The organism is Peribacillus sp. AS_2 (assembly GCF_026891895.1).
Taxonomy (GTDB): domain Bacteria; phylum Bacillota; class Bacilli; order Bacillales; family DSM-1321; genus Peribacillus; species Peribacillus frigoritolerans.
This window is the reverse complement of sequence record NZ_JAPTGA010000001.1, coordinates 545,091-563,283: the sequence shown is the minus strand read 5'-3', so window position 1 is coordinate 563,283 and position 18,193 is coordinate 545,091. Positions and strand designations below refer to the sequence as shown.

Here is an 18,193-nt window from a genome sequence, read left to right as displayed (position 1 = left end):
CTTCCAAAAATACTGGAAAAGCGATAGCCTTTACATCTTTATTTAGCGATTGGGGGTGCGAAGGATTTCTGCGTTGTTTTGTCCTGGCTCCAAGCCTGCATGTTTATATTCAGGGGTGAAAACCGATGTTTTGATCGGGCAGGCGATTTGCCTCTGGACATTCCCTTTTCCGTCAGGAACCTCGACGATCATTCCCCTCTCCTTCAATTGGGGATGCTCACCCGCTTCTGTGAAAGTCAGCACTGGTTCTGCGCAGGCCTCGAATTCAGCGAATATCTCCTGCCATTCATGAAAATCTCTTTCGAGGAAAGCCAGCCGGACGGCCGTTTTAAACCTGATTCCGCTTTCTTCATCGCTTTTCTTGCTCAGCTCATATAATTCGGGTGCACCGATCGCTTCACATAATGCTTTTCGAAAAGGGGGCTCAAGGCTACCTACCGAAAAATAGCGTCCATCTTTCGTTTCGTAAAAGTCATAAAAAGACCCTCCGTTCAGCATCAGTTTTTCTGGTTCAAGTTCAAGGCCACCTTGTAAACTCAGAGGTGCGGATATGGCATTCAAGGCAAAACTGCAGTCGGTCATGCTGATGTCGATGGCTTGGCCGAATCCTGTTCTTTCCCTGTGAATGACTGCAGATAATATTCCGATGACAGCATGCAATGAGCCTCCGGCAAGATCTGCTATTTGGGTTCCGTTTTTTGCCGGACCGTCCTTTTTCGTACCGGAATAGCCTGATAAGCCTGCTATCGAAATATAATTGATATCATGTCCCGGTCGTTCTTTATAGGGACCAGTCTGGCCATAGCCCGTGATGGAACAGTAAATCAGCTTCGGGTTGATCGATTTTAATGCCTCATACCCCAGACCCAAACGTTCCATGACACCTGGACGGAATTGTTCAATGACGATATCGTATTCCGTCACTAGGTTTCTTACGGATTCGATAGACTCGGATTGTTTTAAATCCAGTGTGATCGACTTCTTCGATCTGTTAAGATATTGATTCACACCCCATGAATCCTTTGTCCCCGGCCTCTCCACCTTCAAAACATCCGCTCCTAAATCCGCTAGCATCAAAGTGGCAAATGGGCCTGGCAGTAACGTTGAAAAGTCCAATACTTTTAAATGAGTCAATAAGGTCATCAGCTGTGCACCTTCCCTTTCCCTTTAAAATAGTAAAAGCCCTCCAGTCGTTCCGTACATGCAATTTAGCTGAGTTTACGATTATCATATAACACCTCCCATAATATTTGTATAAATTTCCATTTAATAAAAATAAAAGACCAGGAATCAGCTTCCTGGCTTTTGATAATGAGCCTATAGAAAACAAGGAAAAACCGGACAATTCAATACTGCATTGTCCGGCTGCTTTTACTTTAAGCTTGTTCAGTCATATTTTTTGTCAAAGTCAAATTCGACTTCATCAAGTTTAACGAATTTAGTTTTTCTTATAAATTTATAGCCAAGCCATAGACCAAGGAAAAGCGGAATCCCCAAGTATGCAGCTACAACACTGCCCCAATCGATATGGTCTGAGAAAAAGGCTTGGATATTTTGGGACAGGATGACGATCATGCCGATTAAAATGGCAAAAATCGGTCCGATCGGGAACCATAATGCCTTATATGGCAGCTTCTCCAATGAATGGCCTTGAGCGATGAACGCTTTCCGGAAACGGTAATGGCTGATGGAAATTCCGAGCCAAAAGATGAATCCTGTAATTCCGATGGCATTCATTAACCAAATATACACTTTGCCATCGCCGAATATGGAGGCTAAAAAGGCCAGCATGCCGATGGAGCATGTCAAAACCATGCCTGCAACCGGTACGCCTCGTTTATTAAGTTTTGCAAAAATGCGCGGTGCTTGCCCATCTTTTGCCATTGAATATAGCATACGGGTAGATGCATATAGACTAGAGTTACCTGCAGATAATACCGCTGTTAAAATGACGGCATTCATAAGCGAAGCGGCAAAGGCGACTCCAGCTTTTTCAAAAATGAGCGTGAATGGACTTACCATGACGTTATCACCTTGCAAACTCGAGTTCGTATAAGGGATAAGCAGTCCAATTACGAAGATTGCCAATACGTAAAAGAGCAAGATCCTCCAGAAGACACTTTTAATGGCCTTCGGTATATTCCGTGCAGGATCTTCACTTTCCCCGGCAGCCACACCGACAATTTCGGTACCTTGAAAAGAAAAGCCAGCCGCTATGAAAACGATGAAGACACCCATGAACCCGCCCGGGAAAGGAGCGTCATCGACGGTGAAGTTTTTAAAGCCTACTGCTTCGCCGCCCATAATGCCGACGATCATTAGCAGCCCGACGATAATAAAAATAACGATGGCGGTTACTTTTATGAAGGAAAACCAGTATTCCCCTTCACCATATCCTTTAACGGATAAATAGTTCAATAGGAAAATGAGCACCAAGAATGATGAACTCCATAACAATGATGGACTATTCGGAAACCAGAATTTCATGATCATTGTCGAGGCTGCCAACTCTGCGGCTATCGTCATCGACCAATTGAACCAATACGTCCATCCCAAGGCAAAACCAAATGCCGGATCGACGAATTTCGATCCATAGGTACTGAAAGAGCCGCTTGTCGGCATAAAGGCTGCCAATTCCCCTAAGCTCGTCATCACGAAGTACACCATTGCCCCAACTAAGGCATAAGCAAGTAATGCCCCGCCTGGCCCAGCTGTATGAATGGCTGCACCGCTGCTGAGGAACAGCCCGGTACCAATAGCCCCGCCAATGGAAATCATCGTTAAATGGCGGGATTTCAAACCGCGCTTTAACCCTTGTTCTTCTTGCTTTGGAGGATGCAAGATGTCATTTTCTTGTTTTGGTATCATAATTTTTCATCCCTTTCTATATAAGCGCTTTCATATATGGGGAAATCATTTAATAAATTTTCCTATTTCATAGACTCTCAAATAGACCTAATTTACAATTCGAATTCCTTTTCTGAATATATGCAATTTTCATGCCAAATTTACAAAGCGCAATATTCAACAGATTATCCAAAAAAATGCCTTCAATAGACAAATTTCTTTGCACTTTACGCCATGGTTTTTTGCACATTATGCCATGGTTTTTTGCACATTTATTCATTTGGTTTAATTTAAATACATTCCAAATATTACTAAAAGAATATATCCAAAGAATATTTCTATTAAAATCCATTTTTCTCCATTTTATTCCTTTAAATGTCATATTTTTCGCGAGTTTTCTCCATTTGATAATAATTATGAAACGATGTAAAAATGAGGTATTCTCATGAAGGAGTTGAGTGTTATGAAAGGTAAGGTATTTTTAGGAACTGCACTATCAATCGGTCTATTATTTTCTGCTATTCCCCATCAAGAAGCTTTAGCGGCAAAAAATGTGTTAAGTGTTGAAAAGTACAATAAGCATAGGGATTCGCTAGAATACAAGTCTGGGAAGCTTACGGACCCGTCAAAGCAAACGGCAGAAGATATCATTCTTACCTTTTTTGATGAGAACAAAAAGTCTTACAAGCTAGAAAAGCAAAAGGCGAAGGACTCCTTCACGATCGAGAAAGAAAGCAAGGATGAACTGGGCAATACCGTCCTTAAATTGCAACAAACCTATAAAGGCGTACCAGTATGGAATTCCACACAAGCCGTATTGATTGACGCTAAAGGTGTATTGACCGTCGTGTCCGGTACGGTTGAAGCCAATCTAAACACGAAATTAGGGAAAAAGGCTAAAAAAGGCATCAGTGAATCCGAAGCTATCAAAATAGCTGAAGCGGATCTGGGGTTCACACCTGCTTACGAGCAATCACCTGAATCTGACCTGTATGTATACGCAAATGAAGGCAAGGCCGATTATGTATATAAAGTCAATTTGAAATTCTTAAGTCCGGAACCAGGAAATCATCATTATTTCATTTCAGTCAAAACGGGTAAAATCCTGAATAAATATAATACATTGGATGAAGTGACGGGGACCAACTCCGTCGGAACGGGCACTGGCGTCTTAAACAATACGGTGTCGCTGAACACTACCTTATCCAACGGTCAATACTACTTACAAGACAATACACGCGGTAAAGGCATCTACACGTATAACGCCAATAACCGTTCAAGATTGCCTGGTACACTCTTTTCCAACACAACAAATGCTTTTACTGCTTCTGCCGATAAAGCTGCGGTGGATGCTCATTATTATGCGGGTAAAACCTATGATTATTACAAATCCACATTTGGCCGGAACTCCTATGATGGTAATGGAACCATCCTGAAATCAACCGTCCATTATGGCTCGAGATACAATAATGCTTTTTGGGATGGCACCCAAATGGTTTACGGTGATGGAGATGGCACGACGTTCATCCCATTATCCGGCGGGCTCGATGTCGTTGCGCATGAATTGACGCATGCCGTCACTTCCTCGGAATCGAACCTTACCTATCAATATGAATCCGGTGCTTTGAATGAAGCGATATCTGATATTTTTGGCACTGTCGTAGAATTTAAGAATCAAAGTGCCAAAGCCGACTATTTGGTCGGGGAAGATATTTACACACCTAACATTTCCGGTGATGCACTCCGCTCGATGGCCAATCCAACATTGAATGGGGACCCTGACCATTATTCGAACCGTTATACAGGAACGGGTGATAATGGCGGAGTCCACACGAACAGCGGAATCATTAATAAGGCAGCTTATTTAATCTCTGCAGGCGGAACCCACCATGGCGTGAGTGTATCCGGAATCGGCATCGATAAACTAGGAACCATCTTTTATCGGGCAAACACAACATATTTAACTTCGTCGTCTACTTTTTCACAAGCCAGAGCGGCCGTCATACAATCGGCCTCTGATTTATACGGTTCAAGCAGTACAGAAGTCACGGCTGTCAAAAATGCCTTTACTGCTGTCGGTGTGAATTAACAGATTTACCTATAAATCAAACACCTCCCTAGCTTCCCTGCTGGCGGAGGTGTTTTTATCTTATGAATCGGTCTACCTTCCGAGGATCTTTTCGGCCATTCATTCCCTTTTTTCGTCCTTCATGTGAAGAATTCCGTCCTACGGTGCAGGTAGATCCTTAATAAAAAACAAACTGAGCCATATACTAAAAATGATTAATTCCGTAAAATAGTTGCTTTTCTTCTTATTAACTGTCAAGCTTAGATGATCTGGACTATATTGAATAGAACAAGTAGGTGACGAACATGATTGAAGTTAAAACTTCCACACTCAGTGATGGCGAGTTCAATAGAGGCGTATTCGCAACACGAGATATTAAAAAAGGTGAGCTTTTGCATGAGGCACCAGTCATTGCATATCCGAACGAGGAGCATGTTTTCATTGAGAAGACATTGCTGGCTGATTATGCGTTTGAATATGGAATTAACCATACTGCCATGCTTTTAGGCTATGGCATGCTGTTTAATCATTCTTATACACCCAACGCTACGTATGACATAAACTTCAAGAATCATACGTTTGATTTCTTTGCTTACACCGACATAAAAGCAGGAGAAGAAATCCTGATTAATTATAATGGTGAAGTCGATAATGAGGATCCGCTTTGGTTCAATAAAGAAAATGACGGTGAAGATGAAGCTGAATGATCATTGATCCCTCATGAAAGCACTTGTACTTTTGAATGCCTGTCCAATGGTCTTCGAAAGGAACGAGTGCTTTTCCTTTTACCGGCATGATGAATTCACTAAACCATAAAAAAAGCCCCATTAAGATTAACTTAATGGAGATAGTTTTTTGAAGACGATTGAATAAAAATAAATTTGCTACACTCTTGCCGAATGAACTGGTTAGCCGGAACCGCTTGCTTTGATTAGACTTGGCAGACAATTGGGCGGAAGCAGCAGATTTGAGGGCTAGTAATATGATTTCCACTCCAGGCACTCGCTTTCCGTTCCATTCAACTTTTCATTTAAAGTAAGGTGAAACCCTCTCAAATCCGCGACACTCCTGAAAACACTGGTTCTTCTCTAATTTGTCTACAGTTTGACCCCATTAAGAATTACTAATGGGGTCATTCACCTTAACGAACGGAAGGGTTACTTGATTTTGTTTTGGTTATTGATTGGAATTGGCTCTTCACCTTATCAATGGTTTCTGGTGTGGCTAGGGATCTTATTTGACTCATGGTTTTTTCACGAGTTTTCTTATTGCGCATTAAAAATGCGGCTGCTCCTATCAGGACGGTTCCAAGCATTTTGTTTGATGGCATGTTCGTTTCCTCCTTCAAGTTAGTCCTATATAGTATTCCCTCTATCAGCTGATTTAAACAAAAGCACCTTTTTGAGAGAGCGGTTTCGCTTTATTCATCCTCGTTCAGGCTTTCGATGAACTTTATGCTTTCGGGATTTTTCACGACTTTTTCCGCTTGATCAGGGTCAGCTTTCGTTTGCTTCATGTTGTTAAGTTTATATGTCAACACTCTTTTTACTGACTCGTTAATTCTATCCATTGGAACTTCCCCTGCTTTTACTGATTGCAGTAAACCGTTATATACCTCAAGCTCATGGGAATATTCATGACAGACGAGTAATAAGTCAGCTCCTGCAAGGATTGCCTGCTTCCCCATCTCATCATAGGAGAAGTACTTGTTCACGGCTCCCATTTCCAAATCGTCGGTAACGACAAGTCCTTCATATTTGAGTTTCCCCCGAAGCAGGTCTTCTATGATGATTTTAGAAAGGCTTGCTGGTTTTTCTTTATCATAGGCTGGATATTTAATGTGGGTCACCATCACGAAAAACTTTTGGTTATCCATTTCACTTATGATTTGCTTGAAGGGATAGATATCCGAATTTTCCAGATCCAGTTGGTTGGCCTCCACGGATGAAGTTTCGACATGCGGATCGATTTCGCTGCGTCCGTTGCCGGGAAAGTGCTTCAATGCACCCGTTATCGATACATCATTCAAGCCTTGAATGGCTTTCTTCCCGTATTGATAGACCTTTTCCGGATCTTGCCCCAATGAACGTTTATCCGTTTTTGATAGATCAAGTACAGGGGCAAAATTAATGTTAATCCCCATGGAGCCCAGTTCTGTCCCATTCAACCTGGCCACCTTGTACATGTCTTCAATAGAGGCATTTTTCCCAAGATCCTGTTGCGCAGGGAGGGGCGATACCCTTTCCTTCATCCTGATGATGTCCCCGCCTTCCTGATCGATGGCCACCATCAACGGAAGCGAATGTGCACTTTGATTGGCCGTTTGCTGAAGCGAGTTGGATAACCGGGCCACTTGTTTAGGTGATTTCATATTGCGGTCAAAATAGATGACACCTCCTATATGTTTTTGTTCGATGAGCTCCGTAATTTCATCGCTCTTTTCAGTCCCCCTGAAACCGACCATCATAAGCTGTCCGATTTTTTCTTCAAGCGTCATTTTATTCAGCAATTTCTCGATTCTCTCATGATTATCCGTATCGTCGTCCTCCCCTTTTTCCGCTCTGGAATTGACATCCATATTCAGCTGAATGAACACGGCTGAAAAAGCGAGGATTGCGATGAAAAGCAGGCCCATAAATATTTTTTTATTCCTCATGCTTTGACCTTCTGTCCTTTCTTGTTTGCCCTTTTATTGATTTTGTTGCACACTTCTTAATCATGTTCATAAAGTGACGATTCTATATCATCATTGCCGATTTTTTTGCATAAACCATTAGCCGCGTATAATACTACATACATAGCCTAATTCAAAGGAGATGCACCCATGAACGGAATCTTTAAGAACATTGCCGGCACTTTCAGTCATGCCGTCGATTATGCAAAAGAAAAAATAACAGCCATTACAGGAAAAACTTCTGTTACGATAGCGGAATTGAGTGAGCACATCATCAATCAGCCCGAAACAAAGATAATCAGGAAAAACCTTTTAGGGATACCTTTTTCTTTTTATCATTTACAAAAAGAAGACGTTACGTACTATTTGGAAATGAAAAGCTCACAGGTTCTCCAGTTGGATGTTCAAGCGCATAATCATTCGATTGTGTCTTACAGGTCTTATCGGGATAAATCCAGCTTGCCCACGGCCATCAGATTTCCTAAAACCCTTTTAGCCGAATGAAAAATAAAGGCTGTTTTCGCATACGTTGTTGCTATTTAACAAGCAGTGCGGTGTGGTTGATTTCCCCTCCAGTTGCACGCTTTGGGCGGGCGGTAAGCCTCCTCGGCGTAAACGCCTGTGGGGTCTCACCTGTCCCGCTAATCCCGCAGGAGTCTCGCACTTCCGCTCCAATCAACCTTAAATAGTTTCGTTTTAAAAACAACAATCTTTTCGAAAAGAGCCAAAATAAAAAAGCTGATATCCCCTGCATATGGGGTTATCAGCTTTTTTCAAATCTTATAGGGAGAAAAAACGGTCTCTTTCACTTGAAATCCATTTCTCGGCATCTTCTTCATCCTTTTTAACCAAGCGGTTAACGAGGATATCATGCCAAATGTAATTTTCGAGAAAATTGATATGAATGGGATCATCCGTGTAGAACGCCGTTTCTCTCGTTTCGGGCGAAGGGCCGTAAATCGTCTCCTTGCCATCAATGGATAAGATGAACCATTTGTTTTCCCCGATATTTTCCACATAGCTTGTTTGGCGATGTATATCTATATCTGATAATGGGTTTTCAACCTGAAATGCAATCCCCTTCAGCGTGCAATGCGCAGCGGCCCCTATTAGCTCTTGTTCAAGTTTTCCATACATCTCGTCCCATAGGGAAACCACCACCCTTTTCTCGGCTTTTTGAATCAAGGTACGGCAGAAGGATAGGATGTGCCCTTCACCTTTAAGTGTCATTACACGATTGTCGGACATCGGTTCGTTTTTCTCGAATTGCTTTAATGTATGGCTGATGGATTGATAGGTATTGTTCCATTTTGATTGAACCGATTCCAAAAAAACATCGACTGGCAGCGGTGAATATTTTATCGAGTCATTGATTTCCTCTTTTAAGACGATTCCTTCTTCTTGCAGTCCATTTAATATTTCATAGATGCGGGCCCTTGGAATTCCTGACTCCTTGCTTACTTGATAGGCACTGGTTGGGCCTTGGCGAACCAAAGAAACATAAGCCTTTGCTTCATATTGACTAAACCCGAGAGACTGTAGTTTTTGAATGATATCTTGCATAGTACCTCCTAGTGCTTTGGTAAGTTATATGCCTATCATACCAAATCTCTTATCGAAATCTATTCGATTTCAAACAGTATGGCTCAAATATTCTTATTTACAGAATGGTTCTTATTAGTTACTATCTAAATAGTGACTAATATGAACGCATGGATTATGGCTCCAGCAAAACAAGCATTTCAGCCATAATGCCATCGATACGGAGGCTTCTTGGATGGAAGATATACAAATTTCGACACTTTTGCTGCTGATGTTTTTCGGATTTTTAGCAGCATTCATTGATTCCGTGGTCGGCGGCGGCGGCCTGATTTCGATACCCGCTTTATTATTTTCAGGACTTTCCCCGTCAGTAGCGATCGCTACGAATAAGTTAGCAAGTTCCATGGGGTCTTTAACAAGCACCATTGCTTTCATTCGCTCAGGTAAGGTTGATTTCAAATTGGTTTCAAAACTATTCCCATTGATTTTCATAGGTTCCCTGCTAGGAGCCTGGGTTGTCAATTTCGTCTCGCCTGAATTATTAAAGCCAATGATCTTGGTTCTATTAATAGCTATTGCCATTTATACCTTTTTTAAAAAGGACTGGGGCCAGAAATCGACTTACCATACACTCACATGGCAAAAGGCTGCACTATTTGCGTTCGCTATATTTGCCATTGGTTTTTATGATGGCTTTTTGGGCGCTGGAACGGGATCCTTCATTTTGTTTACCTTTTTAATGATTGGCTTTGATTTTTTGCACTCTGCAGGAAATGCCAAATTTTTGAACTTCGGAAGTAATTTGGCGGCACTGATCATGTTCATATTCCTTGATACCGTCAACTTTTCCTACGGAATTCCAATGGGAATCTCCATGATAGCAGGAGCGTTGGCCGGTTCTAAATTTGCCATTAAGAAAGGAGTGGCATATGTAAGAGTATTATTTATCATCGTGACCGTCATTTTGATCGTGAAAAATATAATGGATTACTTAATGGGCGGCTAATCTTTTTAAAAAATAGACGACAGCACACTGTTCCCCCCCACAGAATGTGACATATAGGAATTATTTGGGTATATGATAAGTAAAGACTGTGTGGAAAGGTGTGATTGGATGATTGAAAAGTGGAATGGCGAAGAAATGGCAGATGTATCGGGGCAAACCATTGTGATTACTGGTGCAAATAGCGGGCTTGGCTTCGAAACGGCTTTTGCATTGGCCGGTAAGGGGGCAGAGATCATCCTTGCGGTCCGGAATGCTTCAAAGGGTGAAAAGGCGGTCGATAGAATCTTATCGGTCCATCCAAAGGCAAATGTACGTGTGATGGAGCTGGATTTAAGTGATTTGAGCAGCATTCGGCATTTTGCCGCTTCCTTTCAGGAAAACTATGAATCTCTCTCCGTCCTCATCAATAACGCAGGTGTGATGATTCCGCCCTACAGTAGGACGAAGGATGGCTTCGAGCTGCAATTCGGCTGCAATCACCTCGGTCATTTTGCTTTGACAGGCCTCCTTCTTCCGTGTATCCTTTCTACGCCAAAATCGCGTGTGGTCACATTGAGCAGCTTGGCCGCCATCAATGGATATATAGACTTCGAAAATCTAAATGGTGAAAACGGTTATAAACCAATGAAATACTATGGGCAAAGCAAGCTGGCCAATCTACTCTTCGCCCGCGAATTACAAAATAAATTCAGTCAGCATGGCGCAACCCCGATCAGTGTTGCCTGTCATCCGGGCCTTTCCCATACTAATCTCATGTCCCGCGGTTCCGGCAAACCCATAAATAGATTCGTGCACTTTCTTTCCAAAACCATCACCCAGCCGGCAAGTATGGGAGCATTGCCTACCCTTTATGCCGCAACGGAACCCTCATTGACAGGCGGGGAGTATATCGGACCCGATGGAAAGAAGGGCAGAAAAGGCTTTCCCAGAAAAGACGAGGTCATCGATACCTTATATAATGAAGAAACTTCGAAAAGATTATGGGATATTTCCGAAACCTTGACAGAGGTCAAATATCGTTTCACTGAAAGCATGACGCCAAAATGACTTTATATTTCCCTGTCTTCGCTAATGAACAGAGCAAAAAGAAAGAGGGAGCATAATGCCCCCTCTTTTCGCTTCCATCATTCAGCGTCAAAAACTTCGACTTTTTCCATTTTGTCGCCATTTTTCATAGCTTTGGCTGTTTCAAGTCCAGAAGTCACTTTACCGAATACTGTGTGAACACCGTTAAGATGCGGTTGTGGTTCATGCACGATAAAGAATTGGCTTGAGCCTGTGTCTTTTCCAGCATGTGCCATAGATAGGCTTCCTGCCTCATGTTTATGAGGGTTTCCTTCTGTTTCACATTTGATTTGTGTGCCGCTTCCGCCTGCGCCTGTACCTGTTGGATCTCCGCCTTGGCTTACGAAACCAGGGATTACACGGTGAAAGACTACGCCATTATAAAATCCTGTGTTTGCCAAGTTTTCGAAGTTAGCCACTGTGTTAGGTGCTTCGTTCGGGAAAAGATCGAATTCGATTTTTTCTCCATTTTCCATAAGTATGTATCCTTTTTTAGCCATGTTAAACATCTCCTTTAATATGAACTGAATCAAATCTAATAGTACCATTTTTAGTAGCAGAAAGAAAAGGAAGCGCTACTTATTTCGAATTGTATCATTATACATTCCCCTATTTTTTCTTTTATAATGGGATAGATTCATTATTATAAGGGGGAACGAACCATGATACAGCAATTTGATGCATTAGTCGTGAATAAGCAAGATAATCAATTCACCGTTAACATTCAGGAGCTATCACTTGATGATCTACCTCAAGGCGAAGTGCTCATCCGTGTTCATTATTCCGGTGTGAACTATAAAGATAGCCTTGCAGCCATTCCAAATGGAAACATTGTCAGCAGCTATCCGATCGTTCCGGGAATTGATATGGCTGGTGTTGTCGTTTCATCTGAGGATTCCCGCTTTAAAGAAGGAGACGAAGTCATTGCGACCTCGTATGGAATTGGCGTTTCCCAATCAGGGGGCTATAGTCAATTTGCCCGTGTTCCTGCAGAGTGGATCGTCCCGCTTCCTGATGGCCTAACAATGAAAGAGGCGATGATCATCGGAACGGCCGGTTTCACTGCAGCACTATCGGTTCTGCGGCTGGAAGAAAACAACCTCACACCTGAGCAAGGGAGCGTTCTTGTCACTGGTGCAACTGGCGGGGTCGGCAGTTTTGCCGTCTCGATCCTTTCCAAACTTGGCTATTCCGTTGAGGCTAGTACAGGAAAGGAATCGGAACATGGATATTTGAAGGCAATCGGTGCGTCGACCATTGTATCGCGTGAAGATGTATATGATGGCAAGCTTCGGGCTCTGGGCAAACAGAAGTGGAGCGGGGCGGTAGATCCCGTCGGCGGTGAACCGTTAGCTTCGGTCCTTAGCCAAATCAAGTATGGCGGAGCTGTGGCGGTCAGCGGATTGACAGCTGGGACAAGCCTTCCTGCCACCGTCTTTCCATTCATCCTAAGAGGTGTTAATTTACTTGGGATCGATTCTGTCAATTGCCCGATGGATACAAGATTGAAAGTTTGGCACCGACTTGCCACCGACTTTAAACTGGAGGATTTGGAACAGCTCGTTCAACAGGAAATTACACTTAAAGAATTGCCTGACGTGCTTCCTACCCTATTAAAAGGGGAAGCAAGAGGCAGGACGATCGTTAAACTATGATCCAAAAAGTGACGAGAGCATGGCTTCTCGTCACTTTTCATTGTGAACTTTCATAGATAGGGAGACTGATATCCACAATCGTCCCTTCTCCCACTTCGCTAGTGAAATGAATTTCCCCATTATGTTCATGGATGATTTTGGTGCTGACCATGAGCCCAAACCCTGTTCCTTTTTCAGATGTACTATAAAAAGGCTGCCCTAGATGCTTCATGCGTTCATTTGAGATTCCGCAGCCTTGATCAATGAACCGGATCATCGCAGAGTCACCTTCATGGTTTAACTGTATATGAAGTTTACCGCCATTCGGCATGGCTTCTATCGCATTATTGGCGACATTCGTGAATACTTGTTTTAACTGATTCGGTTCGCCAAAGACTGATGCCGTATCCGAAGTATATTCCTTGATGATTTCGACATCATTCAATATCGCTTGAAATTCGGCTAACGTAATCACACTGTCCAATATCTCGTTAAGCTGAATGAGTTCACAAACCTTCGCTTTAGGCTCTGCTAAACTTAAAAACTCATTGGCCAGGATTTCGATTTTTTCAACTTCACTGACCGTCATTTCAAGATAGTCCTTTTGCTCAGGGTCTTCCCTTAATAATTGCAAAAACCCTTTGACCGTAGTTAATGGATTTCTTATTTCATGTGCGATGCCTGCAGCCATCTGTCCTACCGCCGATAACATATTGGATTTACAGATCAGCTCTTCGGTCTTTTTACGCTCCGTAATATCCCTACAGAATACCTGAATGGCTGGTTGCCCTTTATAAATAATCGGAAGACCGAGTGTTTCTCCATAAAATTCTTGTCCGTCAAGCCGAATGAACTTTTGTTCCAGTAAACCAACCGCCTGATGATCGTCCCTCATGATTTCGATTCTTTTTTGCACACTTTCCCGGGACTCCAGGTGGACGAACTGAAAAACCGATTTACCGATAATATCTTCCACACTATCCATCCCAAGCATTTTTGCCCCCATGGGATTCATATACTCGATGATCCCATTGCGATGTACAAAAATCGCTTCAGGTGACACCTCCACTAAACTGCGATACCTTTGTTCACTTTCCTTCAAGGCAGCTTCAGCAAGTTTTTGATTCGTAATATCCCGATAAACGAAAACCAATGCGCACGGCTCATTTTCATTATCGCGGATATTAAACAGGGAGATGCTTACATCGATTAACTGGCCATCCTTCCTTAACCTGACCGTTTCAAAGCCTTTCTTTTGTACCCCAGCCTTAATTTGGTCATGCAATTCATTGACTGACTCCTTCAAGAAATCAGGAATAATTGGAAACGGCATGCCAATGAGCTCCTCATTCGTCCATCCGAAAAACTCTTCAAAAGCTGCATTCACCTGAAGGGTCTTTCCTTCCAGATCAACAATGGAAATGGCGTCCGGGTTGTTCTCCATGAAAGACTTGAATTTCTCGGTACTATCCTCCGGCTGTTCTCCCATTTGCCCTTTTCCATAATCAATAAGCCTTTTACTCATCAATTTTTTATTCCTTTCTTATCCGGAAATTTACAGTGTCAATTTTACAGTATCAGTAAATCATTTGCCAGTTTTATCATATGTTTTTTCCAAGTTAAGGATTGATGCAGAAAGAGGCCAACCCCCCATAAGGTTCAGCCATTTCCTTAAAATGTATTATAAATATTGGGACATTCTGTACCTGTTGGTTCATAAAAGCAATGGAGCTTGAAACGCCCAACAAGGGGCTGATTATACCAGGTTGCCGGGCAATCTCCCGGTGGCCTGAAGTACCATAGGCTAAATTTCGAAGGCCATAGCCTTTCGCCGCTTACGCTACGGCTTGCAAGCCTCTTTTCCCTGTCTCTTGCCCGCTGATAAAAATACCCCTTCTGTACAGCCTCAAAGGCATGCTCCTGATAAATCATGTCTGGAATCGTCCTCAACCCTTTGAAATCGGAACAATTCGACCTAATCTGATTGACCCCGACATTACCGATCATCAGCATACCTTGATCACCTTCACCCTCGCCTTCCGCCCTAAGCAATCTTGCCAATAAGGCAATATCGGCATCAGTCCTATGTCTTCAATATGGAAAAATACTCCGTTTATTAACAAAATCTTCATATGTAGTACACGTCCTATCAATAATACAACCCTATACTTAAGTAAGGCTGGATAGCACGCGTGGCTATCATGGTATTTGGCGAAGGCGGGGCCGATACTTTCCTTATACATATAAAAAAGGCGGCACACATTGTGCCGTCTTTTATCTTGTCACTCTTTCGCTTCAAATGCCGCTTCAAACGCCAATGATACCTTTTCGAATTCTTCATCCGATTCGATATCGAGCAGTTCACCTTCGCCTTCGACCCTGAAAAAGAAAATATCGATATCTTCATCCGTATCCTCTTCAATATCTTCAAGCAAGCCTACTGCAACATATTCCGTTCCTTCTACATCCAATGAACCTAAAACCTCAACTTCATGGCCTTCATCACTGTCATCAGTAAGAGTGAAAACTTCACCTTCACGAATTTTTCCCATACTACCTCTCCTCTCCTATCCATTAATAATGGAGTTGTTTCCATAGTATATCGACTATTCCATTTAGAAACAAATTTTTGCCCTGGAAAATGATAAATACATTTCTTTCCAATAAAAGAATCTATCAAGAGATACTATGGAAGAAAAGTATTAACCCAAAAGCCATTTGTCATTTTTTCATTATTTACCAATACTTTCCCTTTATTAACATCATTTTAAAAATTATCTAAAAACGGCTATAAAAAAGTAATTTAATTCCGAATAATCTTATATATACTACTATTAGCAAGTTGCATACGGATTTAATGAAGGAGGAAGATTTCTTGGCTGTAAAAAGGGTCGATCACATTGGCGTTGTTGTAAAAGATCTTGAAAAATCCATCGCCTTTTATCAAGATGTGCTGGATTTGAAATTAAAGGAACGCATGACTCATACTAATGGAGTGATCGAACTGGCATTCCTCGGTTACGAAGAGTCGGACGAAACAGAAATAGAATTGATTCAGGGATATAGCGACACACTTCCCTCCGAAGCAACGATCCACCATTTCGCCATTACCGTGGATGATATCGAAGAAGAATATGCCCGGATCAAAAGCTTGGATAACACCGAACTGATTGATGAAGAGATTGTCACCCTTCCGAATGGTTATCGCTATTTCTACGTATATGGACCGGAAAAAGAGTGGATTGAATTTTTCCAAAGGTAAAAAACACCCTAAAAAGGCAGAGTCTTATAGACTTCTGCTTTTTTTAAATGTTCACTCTATTCTTCAAACAAAATTTACAGATAAAAATCCTTTCTTTACTTATATGAAGTAATTTCTTAATATACTGCATTTATCCTAAATGTAATCATATTTTTGGAGGTATGCATTTTGGGGAAAATGAGCAAAAAGGTAGCAGGAATTACTTTAGCGGGCGCGGTGGCCATATCATCACTTGGTAGTTCAACAATGAAGGAAGATGTTCAGGCTAAAGACAAGAAAAAAGAACCAACCAACGTCATCATGATGGTGATGGATGGAACAAGCACAGGAGCAACAACCCTTTCAAGGTGGTATAAAGGCGATAATCTAGCCATGGACGAAATGCTGTCTGGCGGCATGCGTACATACTCGGCTGAATCGGCGATTACCGACTCAGCTCCTGCAGCAACAGCGCTTGCGACAGGAAATAAATCAAATGATAAATTTGTCGGTGTCCTGCCGACCATCGTTAATTCTCCAGGGCTCGATCCAGTTAATCCGAAAAATGCCCATAAACCAGTCGCTAATGTTTTGGAGGGTGCGAAACAAGCCGGAAAGGCTACTGGCATCATTTCTACATCTGAAATCCAGCATGCTACACCCGCAGGCTTCTCCGCTCACGTGACACATCGAAGCAATTATGGTGATATTGCGGAACAGCAGGTTTATCAGGGGATTGACGTCGTTTTGGGAGGCGGCAAAGAATTCCTTTTACCAGGTAAAACAAAAAATGCAAGAATGGATGGAGAAAACCTTTTGGAAGTGCTCGATGAAGACAAATATGATTTTGTTGAAACCCGTGACGAGCTGTTAAAATCCAAATCGAATAAAATTTGGGGAAGCTTTGCACCAAGCGCCCTGGCATATGATTTAGATCGTAAAACAACAAAGCCAAGTGAACCCACTTTAGCTGAAATGACCAATAAAGCCCTTAAAACCTTGAAAAAAGATAAAGATGGCTTCTTCTTATTTGTTGAAGGAAGCAAGATTGACTGGGCTGCTCACGGAAACGACACGATTGGAATGATTAGTGATACTTTAGCTTTTGATGATGCCGTGAACGAAGCCCTTACGTTTGCAAAAAATGACGGAAACACGATGGTCATTGCTGTAACGGATCATGGGAACAGCGGAATTACAATGGGTAACGTAAACACGAACTCTTCCTACCCGGAAACACCCGTATCAGCTTATATCGATCCATTAAAGAAAGCGAAAATGACTGTTGAAGGGGCCTTAAGTAAGCTAAAACCAGATCATTCCAATCTGAAAGAAGTTGCAGCACTGTATGGACTGGATAATCTGACTTCTGAAGAAACAGCAAAACTTACCTCTTCTAAAAATGTAGGTGCTGAAATGACAAAGCTGCTTGCTAACCGTGCCAACATTGGCTTTACAACTGGCGGTCATACAGGTGAAGACGTATTCCTGTATTCTTATGGCCCTTCAAAACCGACTGGATTAGTGGAGAATACAGACCTCGCTAAAAAAATGGCCGAATTCATGGGCTTTGATTTACAAAAATTATCGAACAAACTATACATGAATGCTAAAGATTCCTTTGAGAAAAAAGGATATTCAACCCGCATTGATGTTACAGACCCGAATAACCCAGTTTTCGTAGCGAAAAAGGGGCAGCAAAAAGTGGAGTTGCCTGCAAATAAGAATATCGTTATCAGCAAGACTCCTAAATCCACTAAACAAAAAGAAATTAATGCGATCACCGTTTACAACGGAAAAGACTTTTATATATCCGAACAAGCATTAAAGGCAGTCAAGTAAGCAAACACTTTTGAATGGGAAGGAGCCCTTGTTTTTAACAAGGGCTCCTCAGACTGTAAACAAATCAATTAAAGTCCCAGTTGATTTCAGATTCCGCTCCCTTTCCGCCGACTGTGTCTGCCAAGCCTCCTCACCGCAAGCGCCTGTGGGGTCTCGGTTAGCCAGTTTTTTGGCAGGAGTGCCGCAATTTTCTTCCATCCAATGAGGATTACAGGTGAAAAACTTAAAGGATTAACTAGTCTTAAATATGAGTTGGGATGAGACAGCCTCAGTT

Annotated in this window: 18 protein-coding genes; 8 read left to right on the top strand and 10 right to left on the bottom strand. The window is 42.2% G+C overall.

What is annotated here, in order from left to right; genetic code table 11:
* Nucleotides 1-42: 42 nt before the first annotated feature.
* Together OTG27_RS02700 and OTG27_RS02695 are read right to left on the bottom strand one after the other, a co-directional pair.
* Nucleotides 43-1,143 carry a CaiB/BaiF CoA transferase family protein gene (locus tag OTG27_RS02700; RefSeq protein WP_268936125.1) on the bottom strand — a complete coding sequence of 367 codons (1,101 nt, stop codon included), beginning with the start codon at nt 1,141-1,143 and terminating at the stop codon, nt 43-45.
* Between the two features lie 243 nt (nt 1,144-1,386).
* Nucleotides 1,387-2,868 (bottom strand): amino acid permease, encoded by a 1,482-nt coding sequence (locus tag OTG27_RS02695; protein WP_268936124.1) that lies wholly within the window; start codon nt 2,866-2,868, stop codon nt 1,387-1,389.
* A 442-nt stretch (nt 2,869-3,310) separates the two neighbouring features.
* On the opposite strand from OTG27_RS02695, the gene OTG27_RS02690 reads away from it, so the two are divergent.
* Both OTG27_RS02690 and OTG27_RS02685 read left to right on the top strand, forming a co-directional pair.
* The gene (locus OTG27_RS02690) at nt 3,311-4,936 is read left to right on the top strand and encodes a M4 family metallopeptidase (RefSeq protein WP_239859644.1); all 1,626 of its coding nucleotides are present in this window, start codon (nt 3,311-3,313) and stop codon (nt 4,934-4,936) included.
* A 284-nt stretch (nt 4,937-5,220) separates the two neighbouring features.
* Nucleotides 5,221-5,622: an SET domain-containing protein gene (locus OTG27_RS02685; protein ID WP_034310428.1), complete on the top strand. Its 402-nt coding sequence runs from the start codon at nt 5,221-5,223 to the stop codon at nt 5,620-5,622.
* Here OTG27_RS02685 and OTG27_RS02680 read toward each other — a convergent pair.
* The 3 genes from OTG27_RS02680 to nagZ all read right to left on the bottom strand — a co-directional run bounded on the left by OTG27_RS02680 (nt 5,585) and on the right by nagZ (nt 7,571).
* On the bottom strand, nt 5,585-5,908 hold the full coding sequence (locus OTG27_RS02680) for a hypothetical protein (RefSeq protein ID WP_268936123.1): 324 nt from the start codon (nt 5,906-5,908) through the stop codon (nt 5,585-5,587). The genes OTG27_RS02685 and OTG27_RS02680 overlap by 38 nt on opposite strands.
* A gap of 148 nt (nt 5,909-6,056) precedes the next feature.
* Complete coding sequence (locus OTG27_RS02675) at nt 6,057-6,245, bottom strand: hypothetical protein (protein WP_034310424.1); 189 nt, start codon at nt 6,243-6,245, stop codon at nt 6,057-6,059.
* A 90-nt stretch (nt 6,246-6,335) separates the two neighbouring features.
* Complete coding sequence (gene nagZ, locus OTG27_RS02670) at nt 6,336-7,571, bottom strand: beta-N-acetylhexosaminidase (protein WP_268936122.1); 1,236 nt, start codon at nt 7,569-7,571, stop codon at nt 6,336-6,338.
* Between the two features lie 168 nt (nt 7,572-7,739).
* On the opposite strand from nagZ, the gene OTG27_RS02665 reads away from it, so the two are divergent.
* Nucleotides 7,740-8,093 carry a hypothetical protein gene (locus tag OTG27_RS02665; protein ID WP_268936121.1) on the top strand — a complete coding sequence of 118 codons (354 nt, stop codon included), beginning with the start codon at nt 7,740-7,742 and terminating at the stop codon, nt 8,091-8,093.
* Between the two features lie 276 nt (nt 8,094-8,369).
* Here the strand turns inward: OTG27_RS02665 and OTG27_RS02660 are convergent, their stop codons facing one another.
* Nucleotides 8,370-9,152: a TrmB family transcriptional regulator gene (locus OTG27_RS02660; protein WP_268936120.1), complete on the bottom strand. Its 783-nt coding sequence runs from the start codon at nt 9,150-9,152 to the stop codon at nt 8,370-8,372.
* Nucleotides 9,153-9,366: 214 nt separating this feature from the next.
* On the opposite strand from OTG27_RS02660, the gene OTG27_RS02655 reads away from it, so the two are divergent.
* Both OTG27_RS02655 and OTG27_RS02650 read left to right on the top strand, forming a co-directional pair.
* The gene (locus OTG27_RS02655) at nt 9,367-10,137 is read left to right on the top strand and encodes a sulfite exporter TauE/SafE family protein (RefSeq protein ID WP_268936119.1); all 771 of its coding nucleotides are present in this window, start codon (nt 9,367-9,369) and stop codon (nt 10,135-10,137) included.
* Between the two features lie 108 nt (nt 10,138-10,245).
* Nucleotides 10,246-11,184: an oxidoreductase gene (locus tag OTG27_RS02650; RefSeq protein WP_268936118.1), complete on the top strand. Its 939-nt coding sequence runs from the start codon at nt 10,246-10,248 to the stop codon at nt 11,182-11,184.
* Nucleotides 11,185-11,261: 77 nt separating this feature from the next.
* On the opposite strand, the gene OTG27_RS02645 is transcribed toward OTG27_RS02650, so the two are convergent.
* Entirely contained in the window at nt 11,262-11,702 is a 441-nt protein-coding gene (locus OTG27_RS02645) for a peptidylprolyl isomerase (RefSeq protein ID WP_034310415.1), read from the bottom strand.
* A 162-nt stretch (nt 11,703-11,864) separates the two neighbouring features.
* On the opposite strand from OTG27_RS02645, the gene OTG27_RS02640 reads away from it, so the two are divergent.
* The gene (locus OTG27_RS02640; protein ID WP_268936117.1) at nt 11,865-12,857 is read left to right on the top strand and encodes an NADPH:quinone oxidoreductase family protein; all 993 of its coding nucleotides are present in this window, start codon (nt 11,865-11,867) and stop codon (nt 12,855-12,857) included.
* Between the two features lie 37 nt (nt 12,858-12,894).
* Here OTG27_RS02640 and OTG27_RS02635 read toward each other — a convergent pair whose 3' ends face one another.
* From OTG27_RS02635 to OTG27_RS02625, 3 genes are all read right to left on the bottom strand, one after another.
* A complete protein-coding gene (locus OTG27_RS02635) occupies nt 12,895-14,361 on the bottom strand; it encodes a PAS domain-containing sensor histidine kinase (protein ID WP_268936116.1) in 1,467 nt (488 codons plus the stop codon).
* 146 nt (nt 14,362-14,507) lie between these two features.
* Nucleotides 14,508-14,906, bottom strand: coding sequence for a cell wall hydrolase (locus OTG27_RS02630; RefSeq protein ID WP_268936151.1), 399 nt, complete (start codon nt 14,904-14,906; stop codon nt 14,508-14,510).
* Between the two features lie 212 nt (nt 14,907-15,118).
* A complete protein-coding gene (locus OTG27_RS02625; RefSeq protein ID WP_034310405.1) occupies nt 15,119-15,388 on the bottom strand; it encodes a DUF1292 domain-containing protein in 270 nt (89 codons plus the stop codon).
* Between the two features lie 323 nt (nt 15,389-15,711).
* On the opposite strand from OTG27_RS02625, the gene OTG27_RS02620 reads away from it, so the two are divergent.
* Nucleotides 15,712-16,098: a VOC family protein gene (locus OTG27_RS02620; RefSeq protein WP_223255861.1), complete on the top strand. Its 387-nt coding sequence runs from the start codon at nt 15,712-15,714 to the stop codon at nt 16,096-16,098.
* A gap of 177 nt (nt 16,099-16,275) precedes the next feature.
* Nucleotides 16,276-17,919, top strand: a complete 1,644-nt coding sequence (locus tag OTG27_RS02615; protein ID WP_268936150.1) for an alkaline phosphatase — start codon at nt 16,276-16,278, stop codon at nt 17,917-17,919.
* Nucleotides 17,920-18,193 lie beyond the last annotated feature (274 nt).